Below are 11,648 nucleotides of genomic sequence, written 5' to 3'. Positions count from 1 at the left end.
AAGTCAAAAATCGTTGACAATAATTTATTTAAATTTTTATGTTTTTTGTTAATTTCTCATAATGTCTTAGTATATCATATTACACTACGTCTTAAATTTAAAGATAGGATTTGACTTATACTAACCCAATACTTTCCTAGCTATGGTTACAGATTCCTTTGCATCTTTAGCATAAAAATCTGCTTTAATCATATTTGCATATTCCTCATTAAGTACCGCTCCCCCCACCATAACTACACAATCTGGCTTAGTCCTTTTTAGTTCAAATATGGTTTCTTCCATATTTTTAACAGTAGTAGTCATTAGTGCACTAAGTCCTATTAGTTTAACATTATTTTTAATAACAGCTTCTACTACTTTCTCCTTAGAAACATCTTTTCCTAAATCGATAATCTCATAGTTATAATTTTCTAGAAGTACCTTTACTATATTTTTTCCTATATCATGTATATCACCTTTTACAGTAGCTAATACTATCTTTCCTTTTGAAATCTCAGCATCAGTTCCTTTTCTTAACTTATCTTTTATGACCTTGAAGGATTCTTTTACTGTTTCTGCAGATTGGATTAGTTGTGGAAGAAATATATGTCCATTTTCATATTTTTCTCCTACAATATCTAAGGCAGGAATTATATATTCATTTACAATCTCTAGTGGTTGTTTATTTTCTAATAGCTTTACTGTAGCTATTTTAGCTTCTTCTTTAATACCTTTTAATATTATTTTAAATAAATCCTCTTGAATATTGTTCACATCTTTTTTTATAGGTATTTGTTCTTTAGATATATTTTCATTATATTTTAAATATTCCTTTGCGCCCTTATCTTCATCCCATAAAACTTTAGAGGCTACGATAGTGTCCATGATTTCTTTATTTAAGGGATTTATTATAGGTAAATCCAAACCGGCAAATAAACTTGCTGCTAAAAATGTTTTATTTAGAATTTCCCTATTAGGTAATCCAAAAGATACATTGGATACTCCAAGTACAGTCTTTACATTTAACTTCTCTTTTACTAAGGAAAGTGCTTTTAAAGTTTCTTTAACATCTTCCTGTTGAGCAGCAGCTGTTAATGTTAAGCAATCTATATATATGTCTTTTTTATCTATACCATAACTTTCTGCTGTATTTACTATTTTTTCAGCTATTCTAAATCTTTCTTCCCCACTTGAAGGTATTCCTCTGTCATCTAAAGTAAGCCCCACTACAGCAGCTCCATATTTTTTTACTATAGGTAATATATTTTCTAAAACTTTATTTTCTCCATTTACTGAATTAACTATAGCCTTACCATTATAATATCTTAATCCCATTTCTATAGCTTTAGCATTTGTAGAATCTATCTGAAGAGGTACGTCCAATATGGATTGTATTTCTTTAATAACCTTAACCATTATTTCTTCTTCATTTATTTCTGGAAGACCAACATTAACATCTAAAATATGGGCTCCTGCATCAACTTGAGCTATAGCCTCTCTTAGAATATAATCTAAATTTCCATTTCTTAATGCTTCCTTAAATAATTTTTTACCTGTAGGATTTATCCTTTCTCCTATTACTTTGACCTGATCAATAATTACTGCTTTAGTAGGAGTGCATACACCACTTAAAGGACTATATTTCTTGTCTTTTATTTCTACTTTCTTTAAAACTTTTACTAGACTTTCTATATGTCTATCTGTTGTACCACAGCATCCTCCTATTACTTTTATACCTTTTTCTTTAAACTTTGCTCCGTAAATTGCAAATTCTTCTGGCAAAATATTAAATATCGTATCACCCTTTATAATATTAGGTAATCCTGCATTAGGCTGGACCATTACAGGCACTTTAGATATGTTTAATATTTCATCTATTATAGGTTCTATTTCTTTAGGTCCTAAAGAGCAGTTAACTCCAAGAGCATCTACGCCTAACCCTTCTAGCACCATTACCATAGATGTGGCATTGCACCCTGTGAAAGTCCTCTTGTCTGCCTCAAAACTCATTGTACAAAATACTGGCAAATCTGAATTTTCCTTAGCTGCTAATACTGCGGCCTTTGCTTCGTATAAGTCTGTCATGGTTTCTATTAAAATTAAATCAACACCACTTTTTACCCCTTGAATAATCTGCCTTTTAAAAATATTATAGGCTTCATCAAAGGTTAAAGTCCCCATAGGCTCTAATAGTTCACCAATGGGACCTATATCTAAAGCTATATATACTTGTTTATTCTTAGTAGCTATTTTTGCATTTTCTACTGCTGAATGAATTATTTTCTCTACACTAAAATTACTATTTTTAAGCTTAATTTCGTTAGCTCCAAAGGTGTTGGTAGTAATAAAATTTGCACCAGATTCAATATAAGCTTTGTGTATTTCAATTATTATTTTTGAATCAGTAATATTTAATATTTCTGGTAATTCACCTAACTTTAATCCTCTACTTTGCAACATAGTACCCATAGCACCATCAAAAATTAAAATTCCTTCTTTCAATTTTCCTTTAATTTCCACATCTATCATCCCCTTTTCTAAACATACAATTAGAATATTTATTACACTGTAAACAGCTTATCTTTTTTATGCTATTATTCTCTCTTTTAACAACCCCTACTATGGCTGTAACGGATTTTCTTGGTATTAAAATACTATTAGAAGATGCAGTAAGCCCTATAGATTTTTCCGCACTGAGCATAGCGAGAAATTTTTTTTGTATATCTATGGGTAAATCCCCATATCCAGGACTATACCTAGATGTTAGTGTATTGTTTTCATTTTGTACAACTTCCTCCAACTCTTCACATATTCTATCACATAGTTCTTCTATAGCTGTTGTAGCACAAGCATCTAGTATTAACGCCTTAGTCATGCTTATCTTTTCATAATATCTTATTTTTGCATCTACACTATTTCCTAGAGTTGCAGCCATTAAGATACAGACTTCTGATTTATCTAAGTGCTTTCTAATATCTCCTCCTGCTATACTAAAATTGCTATTAAATATACATATTTTATCCTTCTCTTTCCTAATATTAAAGAATTTATATATATATCTAGCTTTAATTAAGCTTCTCATTTCATCCATTAATTCATCAATTAAAGCAATAGTAACTTTGTCTAAAACTTGATTTTTATAGCCTAAATATCTTAAAACCTCATCTTTATTTTGTAGAAATTTATTCATGGGCAAGCTCCACCTCCCTTATTCATTAATTATATATTAAATTACTTGTCTTTTATTTATAGAATTTAGTATTGAGCCAATGCTATTAGTAATTCTTTTAGCTATATATGGATTGTTCATTGTATAAAGATGTATTCCCCTTACACCAGTAGAAACTAAATCCACTATTTGTTCTAATGCATATGCTATTCCTGCATCCCTCAGTGCATCCTTATCATGCTCATATCTATTTATTATTTTTATGAACTTGGAGGGTAGATTAGCTCCACAAAGCGAAACTATCCTTTCAACTTGTTTTCTATTGGTTACTGGCATAATACCTGCTTGAATAGGTACCTCTACACTACTTTTCTCTACAGAATTTAAAAATTTATAGAAATACTTATTATCAAAGAATAACTGGGAAATTAAATACTCTGCTCCTGCATTCTCCTTTAACTTTAATATTTCAATTTCCCTCTCTATATCTCTACTTTCAATATGTCCTTCAGGATAGCAAGCTGCTGCTATTCCAAATTCCTTGGTTTCCTTTATGTGGTTTATTAGTTCTTGAGAATTATTAAACTCCCCTATTGAGAGATTTCCTTCAGGAACATCTCCCCTCAAAGCTAATATATTTTCGATTCTATTTTCATTTAAATTTTCTAAAATTCCATTTATTTCACTTTTAGTAGAACCTATACACGTTAAATGTGCTAATGCCTCTATACCATATTTATTTTTAACTAAAGATGATAACTCACATGTTCTATTATTATTAACACTTCCACCAGCTCCATAGGTAATGCTAATATAGTCAGGATTTAAACCTTGTAATCCCTCTAAAGTATCGTATACAGTCTCTATTGATGATGTAGGTTTAGGTGGAAATATTTCAAAAGAAAAAACTACTTCTTTTTCTTTAAATAACTCTTTTATATGCATTTACTATACCCCCTCTTAGAATAATATAATACTTGTTATCTAATAACAGCATAAAACTCATCATTAATGAAGTTTTTAATGTTACTAATAAATTTACTTATTTTTACACAATCTATATCTTTAGAGGTAAATATAATGTTTTCACCAGTTTTTATAATTTTATCAACTATTTTTTCTTCTTTAATAACTGCTAACACCTTCTCATTTAATCCATATTTAGGACTTATTCTTATATAATATATTTCTTTAACTAAATCTGTATTATTACATAACTTATCTTCTTCCTGATTTATTCCACAACTTCCATAATTATTATATATAATATCAAGAACATCACTTACCACAGCATTTGCTGTAGGTAGTTTACCCGCACCTGCACCATAAAATTTCAGCTCTCCTATATCATTCCCAGTAATAGACACTAAATTATTAGCATCTTCTACCTTTGCATAAAATGAATCCTTAGACAAAATATTGGGCTCTACAGATAAATAATAATTATTTTCTTTAAATAAAGCCTTTGCTAATAATTTTACCGTATATCCTAATTCCTTTATTGCCTTTATATCTACTGCCTTAATAGTTCTAATGCCTCTACAGTAAATATCTTCTTCTTTTATCTCTCTTTTAAAGGCTATGGTAGATAAAATTGCTAATTTTCTTCTAACATCATATCCGTCAATATCATCCGTTGGATCCGCTTCCGCATAACCTAACTTTTGTGCAATATCCAGTGCCTGTGAAAAGTCTAGGTTTTCTTTAATCATCTTACTTAATATAAAGTTAGAAGTACCGTTTAATATACTATTTATCTCTTTAATATCATTTAAGGTTACTTGTTGTTTTAAAGGTTTAACAATAGGAACACCACCTGCCACACTAGCTTCATATAAAAATGCTCTTTTATTCTTATTTGCTAAATCTATAAATTCCTTCATATGCCTTGCAACCACCGCCTTATTTGCAGTTATAACATGTTTCCCTTTTGTTAAAGCATATTTTATATATTCATAAGCTTCTTTTATTCCTCCTATAGCTTCTATGACTATATCTATATCTGGATCATCTAAAATAAAATAAGGATTATCTGTTAGTTTATTTTTACAATCCTTTATACTCCTATCCTTATTTATATCTTTAATAAGAATTTTACTTATAGATAGTTCATCACCCACTAATGTTCTAAAAATCCTTTTTCTTTTATATATAATTTCATAAACTCCTGTGCCTACAGTTCCAAATCCTAATAATCCTATATTCATAAAAATATCACTCCTCTTTTAATATAATTAGTTGCATATTTTAACTTTTTACTAAATATTCTCTTACCCAATTTGAGAATAAACGCTGTGAATTACTACTCCAATCTAAGTTAATTTCTTGGCTAGAATCATCACTTGGAAAATAATTTTTAGGTACGCTTATATTAAATCCACTTTTTATATCTCTTTCATATTCCTTTTTTAAGGTACAGCTCTCATACTCAGGATGTCCTGTAATATAGATTTGTTTTTTATCTCTTGTGCTTACTATATAGATACCTGATTCTTCTGATTCGCATAGGACTTCTAATTCTTTTATTTTTTCTATATCTTGTTTTCTAACTCTCCCATATCTTGAATGAGGAACTATAAATCTATCATTAATCTCTTTTAATAGAGGCTCCTTTTTCTTTACAATTACATGAGGAAAAACTCCGAAGATCTTTTCTGTTGTTACACATTTATTTATTCCAAAATTGTGATATAATCCTGCTATTGTTGCCCAACATATATATAATGTAGACTTAACTTTTTTATTTAAAAAATCAATTACTCTCTGTAGTTCCTTCCAATATTCAATATCATTAAAATCTAAAAATTCTAAGGGAGCACCCGTAATAATAGCCCCGTCATAATTACTATTTGCTACCTGATTTAGGGTTTTATAATTTCTCTCTAAATAGGTTTTATCTGTATTTAGTGGTGTATGGGTTTCCATATACAAGAAATCTACCTTTATACTTGTATTCATATTGCCAAATATACTTAAAAACTGAAATTCTGTTTCACACTTTTTAGGCATTAAATTTACAATTAAAATACGTATCACATCTGAATGGTAACTGTGAGAAGCATCTTCTATTTGGATTCCATGCTCAATTAACTTATTTACTGATAAAAGATTTTTATCTATTATTAAGGACATTTCATCACCATTCCTTTAAAACTGCTTTTTTAAGAGCTTGATCTATATCTTCTATAAGGTCATCCACATCTTCTATTCCAATAGAAAGTCTTATCATATCTGATGTAACTCCGGCATTTAATTGTTCTTTTTCATTTAATTGAGCATGAGTAGTGCTTGCTGGGTGTATTACAAGAGATTTTGCATCTGCAACATTAGCAAGATGAGAAAATATGCTAAGTGATTCAATAAATCTTACTCCTTCCTTTACTCCACCTTTTATCCCAAATGTAAATATGGAACCAACACCCTTTGGAAAATACTTTTGTGAAAGAGCATAATATTTATTACCTTCTAAACTAGGATAATTTACCCATGATACAAGTGGATGTTGTTGTAAAAACTCCGCAATCTTTTTAGCATTTGACACATGTCTTTCTACTCTCAATGAAAGAGTCTCCAGTCCTTGTAAAAATAAAAATGAGTTGAAAGGACTTAATGATGCTCCTGTATCCCTTAAAAGTTGCACTCTAGCTTTTACAATATAAGCTGCTGCTCCTATATCTTTAGCATAAACTATACCGTTATAACTAGAATCTGGTTTGTTAAACTCAGGGAATCTCGGGTTATTCAACCATTGGAATTTTCCAGAATCTACAATTATTCCACCTATTGAAGTTCCATGTCCCCCTATAAACTTTGTTGCAGAATGAACTATAATATCAGCTCCATGTTCTATTGGACGTATAAGGTATGGTGTCCCAAATGTATTATCTACAATTAGTGGTATATTGTGCTCATGAGCAATGTTAGCTACCTCTTCAATATCAATAAGATTTATCCCTGGATTTCCTATAGTTTCCAAATAAATAGCCTTAGTTTTGTTACTTATAGACTTTCTAAAATCTTCTATGATATCTGGATTTACAAATACGGTTTTAATACCTAACTTAGTAAGAGTTGTAGATAAAAGATTGTATGTGCCTCCATATAAAGTGCTAGCTGCAACTATTTCATCTCCTGCTCCTGCTATATTAATTATTGCGTATGTGATTGCAGCAGAACCAGATGCAACTGCAAGAGCACCAACACCCCCTTCTAAAGCTGCCACTCTTTTTTCAAAAACATCCGTTGTTGGATTCATTATTCTAGTGTAAATATTTCCTTCTTCTTTTAAAGCAAATAGATTAGCTCCATGCTCAACGCTATTAAAAACATAGGATGTAGTCTGGTATATGGGAACTGCTCTAGAGCCTGTTGCACTATCTACTTCTTGACCTCCATGAACTTGTACCGTATCAAATTTAAATTTTCTTTCTCCCATTTTAATCTCTCCTTAAAATATTTTATTAGATAACATAAAATCCCCTTTCATCTAAATTTAAATAATCTAGATGAAAGGGGATTTACATACAAGGGTACCCATGTTATAGCTCCCTCTCATCTTTCTCTAAATTTATAATTAGAGTAGGAATTGGCACCTTTTCAGACAAATGGGTCTGAAGGTTGCCGAGGTTTCATAGGGCCTATCCCTCCACCTCTCTTGATAAGAGTTTCATTATTAAATTTTAAATAGTATAATTTCTAAAAACAATTTGAAAACAAAAAACCTCTTTCACTGAAAGAGGTTATAACAATCGTCTTCTTATCTTTCAGCTCATACTGTAGGATTTAGCACCATATATGTAGATGAACACATTGGTTGCTGGGTTTCATAGGGCCTATCCCTCCACCTCTCTTGATAAGTATTATATTAAACATTTTATTACATACCATTATAATGACTATGAATATCTATGTCAATAGATTTTTTATATAAATAAAATTTATTTTTATAGTATTAGTTAATTATTTGAAGATAGACTTTTTATTAATTATTCAAACTGAGAATTATATAATTGGCTATAAAAACCCTTTTGTTTTAATAACTCCACATGATTTCCTTGTTCAACTATATTCCCATTATTAACCACTAGAATATGATCTGCATTCCTTATGGTAGAAAGCCTATGTGCAATTACAAAGCAGGTTTTATCCTTCATTAAATTTCTCATAGCCTTTTGAATTTGAACTTCTGTTCTAGTATCAACATTAGAAGTTGCTTCATCTAAAATAAGCATCTTTGCATCCAAAAGCATAGCCCTCGCTATGGTTAGCAATTGTTTTTGTCCTTTAGATACATTAGCTCCATCATCAGTAATTACTGTATCATAACCCTTAGGAAGTCTTTTTATATATGAATGAATTTTAGCTGCCTTAGCTACTTCTACAACCTCTTCCATAGTTGCATTTTCATTGCCATAAGCAATATTTTCAAATATACTTCCTTCAAATAGCCATGTATCTTGAAGTACCATAGCATAAGCCTTTCTTAAACTCTTACGTGTAACCTGTGGTATTGAATTTTCATCTACCTTAATATCCCCTTCATTAACATCATAGAATCGCATGAGAAGATTAATTAAAGTAGTTTTTCCTGCTCCTGTAGGGCCTACTATAGCAATCATACTTCCAGCAGGTACATTCATACTAAGATTCTTAAGAATAATCTTATTCTTATTATATCCAAAGGAAATATTCTCTACCTTCACATTTCCTTCCATATCCACAAGTTCTTTAGCTCCCTCTCTATCTGCTACCTCCGATAGCTCATCCATTAATTGAAAAATTCTTTCAGCAGCAGAAAGGGAGGATTGAAATTCTCCCATGATATTAGCAGCTTCATTAATAGGTCCTGAAAATTTTCTAGAATATAGTACAAAGGAAGATATGTTTCCTAAAGTCATTTGTCCAAAAAGATACATAATAGCACCAAAAATACTGATAAGAGTTAGGGATAAATTATTCATAAAATTAACTGAAGGACCAACCATAGAACCATAATAATCAGCACGATAATAAGCATTTACTGCTTCTTCATTTTTACTTGCGAATTTTTTCTTTGTATTTTCTTCTTGATGATAAGCCTTTAAAGTCTTTTGACCTGATACAAACTCCTCCACCATTCCATTAAGTTCCCCTAATTTTCTTGAACGATTACGAAACATTGGTCTTGTTACCCTAGTTATTCTTTTAGTAAGTATAATAGACATAGGAACTGTAAATACAAATACTAAAACTAACTTTTCAGATATCATAACCATAGAACCAAAGGATATAATCACAGTAATTATACTTGAGCAAATGCTCACTAAATCAGATGTTAAGGTAGAATTTAAAGTATCCACATCATAGGAAATTTTGCTTATGATATCTCCTGTTGCATGGGTATCAAAATATCCCACTGGAAGAGATAATAATCTATCAAATAAATCTTTTCTTAGTCTATAGGATATTCTCTTGCTAATTTCTAGCATAAGTACTGATAAAATATAAGCTAATATAGAAGATAAAATATAAAATCCAATCATAAGTCCACAGTAATAGTATATCTTAGAAAAATTTACTGCCCCTCTTCCAACATTAATATTATCTATAGCATAACCTGATAACATTGGACCAATTAAGGCAAATACGTTAGAGCCTATGGATAATATAATTGCTATGATGATTAATATCTTATATTCAAATAAATAGGACATTACTCTTTTTAATGTATTCTTTTTTCTATCCTTCATATATTATAAATGTCCTCCTTTTTACTTTGATTTCCATAACTTACTCTCCCATCTGAGACTTATGAATTTCTTTGTATACATCACAACTTTCAATAAGTTCTTCATGAGTTCCATATCCTACAACATAGCCATCTTCTAATACACAGATGTGGTCTGCATTAAAAATCGAACTAATTCTTTGAGCAATCATTATAGTTGTAGTATCTTTAAAATGTTCTGTAAGATTTTTTCTTAGTACAGCGTCTGTCTTATAATCTAAAGCACTAGAAGAATCATCTAAAATTAATATTTCTGGGTGTGCTGCTATGGCTCTGGCTATAAGCATTCTTTGTTTTTGTCCACCACTTAAATCTGCACCTCTTACTGCAACTTTAGCATTAAAGCCTTCTGCCTTATCTTCAATAAACTCAGTTGCCTTAGCATAATCTGCTGCTGATCTTATAGCACTATTTTCTAGAGTTCTTCCAAACTTAATGTTTTCATAAATTGTATCCGTGCTTATAAAATCGTTTTGAAATACCACTCCAAACTTTTCTCTTAATTTTTTCATATTAATAGATCTAATATCTTGTCCATTTATATAAACAGAACCCTGATCTACATCATAAAATCTCATTAATAATTTAATTAAAGTAGATTTTCCTGAGCCTGTAGCCCCTATAATACCTAGAGTTTCACCTTTTTTAACTCCAAAGGTTATATTACTCACATTTTCTTCTTTATGATTATAAGAAAAAGAGACATTTCTAAATTCAATAGCATAATCTGTATCTATAATTGGTATGTCCCTAATTGGTAATTCTTCTTTCTCATTTAGTATTTCAGTGATACGCTTTGCGGAAGCACTTGCTTTGGAGTAATTAGTAAACACTCTGGAAATAAATAAAAGGGAATTTAATATTAAAGTTACATATGTTAAAAATGCAATTATTGCTCCTGGTTTAATGGCTCCGCTATTTACTCTGTAAGCTCCAGCCAAAATAACAAATACTGTCCCCACATTTAAACAAAGGTTCATTACTGGATTTAGTATAGCCATAACCATACCACTCTTCTTTTCTTGAATTACTGTAGCATCATTCCTAGCATTAAATCTTTCCTTCTCATGTTCTTCCTTTGATAAAGCCTTAATTACACGAATTCCTGTAACATCTTCACGAACTACACGTACAAAATCATCTACTTTTTTCTGAACAATTGAATACATAGGGATACCTACTTTTGATATGTACATAATAGTGATAAAAATAATAGGCATTACTGAAATCATTACTAAAGTTAGTAATGGATCTAATGTCAATGTTATAATTATTCCACCAATAAGCATTATTGGAGCTCTAATACCTAGTCTTTGCATCATTCCCATCATCTGATGGATGTTATAAGTATCCGTGGTAGCTCTAGAAATTAAAGAAGGTAGTGTAAAAGCATCCACTTGTCTATCAGAAAGACATATCATTTTAGAGAATAAATCATTTCTAACTCGCTCTGTGGTATCTCTTGCCACCTTTGAAGCCATTCTGTTAGCTAATATATTAAAAGTTACTGCACAAATGGCACATAAAAGCATAATTCCACCCCAAATTAAAATTAGAGATACCTGCTTTAATTGAATAATTTCATCAATCATATAAGACAAAATCCATGGAATTGCTAGTTCTACAATAGTTCCAGTAAACTTTATTGAAAATCCTATAAGCATGTTTACTCTATAAGGTTTTAAATACTTAAATATTTGCTTCATAATATTCCACCTTTAAGATATAATATAT

Annotated in this window: 8 protein-coding genes and 2 riboswitches; all 8 genes read right to left on the bottom strand. The window is 30.3% G+C overall.

Annotated elements, in window-relative coordinates:
• Positions 1 to 120: 120 nt before the first annotated feature.
• On the bottom strand, positions 121 to 2,499 hold the full coding sequence (locus B2694_RS00705) for a homocysteine S-methyltransferase family protein (protein ID WP_346884137.1): 2,379 nt from the start codon (positions 2,497 to 2,499) through the stop codon (positions 121 to 123).
• The gene (locus B2694_RS00700) at positions 2,489 to 3,169 is read right to left on the bottom strand and encodes a methionine synthase (protein ID WP_346884136.1); all 681 of its coding nucleotides are present in this window, start codon (positions 3,167 to 3,169) and stop codon (positions 2,489 to 2,491) included. The genes B2694_RS00705 and B2694_RS00700 overlap by 11 nt, the downstream gene beginning before the upstream one ends.
• 36 nt (positions 3,170 to 3,205) lie before the next feature.
• Entirely contained in the window at positions 3,206 to 4,093 is an 888-nt protein-coding gene (gene metF, locus B2694_RS00695) for a methylenetetrahydrofolate reductase [NAD(P)H] (RefSeq protein ID WP_346884135.1), read from the bottom strand.
• A 35-nt stretch (positions 4,094 to 4,128) separates the two neighbouring features.
• Positions 4,129 to 5,355, bottom strand: coding sequence for a homoserine dehydrogenase (locus B2694_RS00690; RefSeq protein ID WP_346884134.1), 1,227 nt, complete (start codon positions 5,353 to 5,355; stop codon positions 4,129 to 4,131).
• A gap of 40 nt (positions 5,356 to 5,395) precedes the next feature.
• Complete coding sequence (locus B2694_RS00685) at positions 5,396 to 6,280, bottom strand: homoserine O-succinyltransferase (protein WP_346884133.1); 885 nt, start codon at positions 6,278 to 6,280, stop codon at positions 5,396 to 5,398.
• Between the two features lie 4 nt (positions 6,281 to 6,284).
• Positions 6,285 to 7,583, bottom strand: coding sequence for an O-acetylhomoserine aminocarboxypropyltransferase/cysteine synthase family protein (locus tag B2694_RS00680; RefSeq protein WP_346884132.1), 1,299 nt, complete (start codon positions 7,581 to 7,583; stop codon positions 6,285 to 6,287).
• A 113-nt stretch (positions 7,584 to 7,696) separates the two neighbouring features.
• Positions 7,697 to 7,812, bottom strand: a riboswitch (SAM riboswitch).
• Positions 7,813 to 7,901: 89 nt separating this feature from the next.
• A riboswitch (SAM riboswitch) is annotated at positions 7,902 to 8,007 on the bottom strand.
• Positions 8,008 to 8,133: 126 nt separating this feature from the next.
• Positions 8,134 to 9,876, bottom strand: a complete 1,743-nt coding sequence (locus tag B2694_RS00675; RefSeq protein ID WP_346884131.1) for an ABC transporter ATP-binding protein — start codon at positions 9,874 to 9,876, stop codon at positions 8,134 to 8,136.
• Positions 9,877 to 9,916: 40 nt separating this feature from the next.
• On the bottom strand, positions 9,917 to 11,620 hold the full coding sequence (locus B2694_RS00670; protein WP_346884130.1) for an ABC transporter ATP-binding protein: 1,704 nt from the start codon (positions 11,618 to 11,620) through the stop codon (positions 9,917 to 9,919).
• Positions 11,621 to 11,648 lie beyond the last annotated feature (28 nt).

Source organism: Clostridium sp. UBA4395 (genome assembly GCF_002390995.1).
In the GTDB taxonomy this organism is placed as follows: Bacteria; Bacillota; Clostridia; order Clostridiales; family Clostridiaceae; genus Clostridium_J; species Clostridium_J sulfidigenes.
This window is presented reverse-complemented; position numbering and strand designations above follow the sequence as displayed.

Coding starts and splice junctions, on each gene's coding strand:
- B2694_RS00700 (WP_346884136.1), bottom strand. CDS start 3,169: ATGAATAAATTTCTACAAAATAAAGATGAGGTTTTAAGATATTTAGGC.
- metF (WP_346884135.1), bottom strand. CDS start 4,093: ATGCATATAAAAGAGTTATTTAAAGAAAAAGAAGTAGTTTTTTCTTTT.
- B2694_RS00690 (WP_346884134.1), bottom strand. CDS start 5,355: ATGAATATAGGATTATTAGGATTTGGAACTGTAGGCACAGGAGTTTAT.
- B2694_RS00685 (WP_346884133.1), bottom strand. CDS start 6,280: ATGTCCTTAATAATAGATAAAAATCTTTTATCAGTAAATAAGTTAATT.
- B2694_RS00680 (WP_346884132.1), bottom strand. CDS start 7,583: ATGGGAGAAAGAAAATTTAAATTTGATACGGTACAAGTTCATGGAGGT.
- B2694_RS00675 (WP_346884131.1), bottom strand. CDS start 9,876: ATGAAGGATAGAAAAAAGAATACATTAAAAAGAGTAATGTCCTATTTA.
- B2694_RS00670 (WP_346884130.1), bottom strand. CDS start 11,620: ATGAAGCAAATATTTAAGTATTTAAAACCTTATAGAGTAAACATGCTT.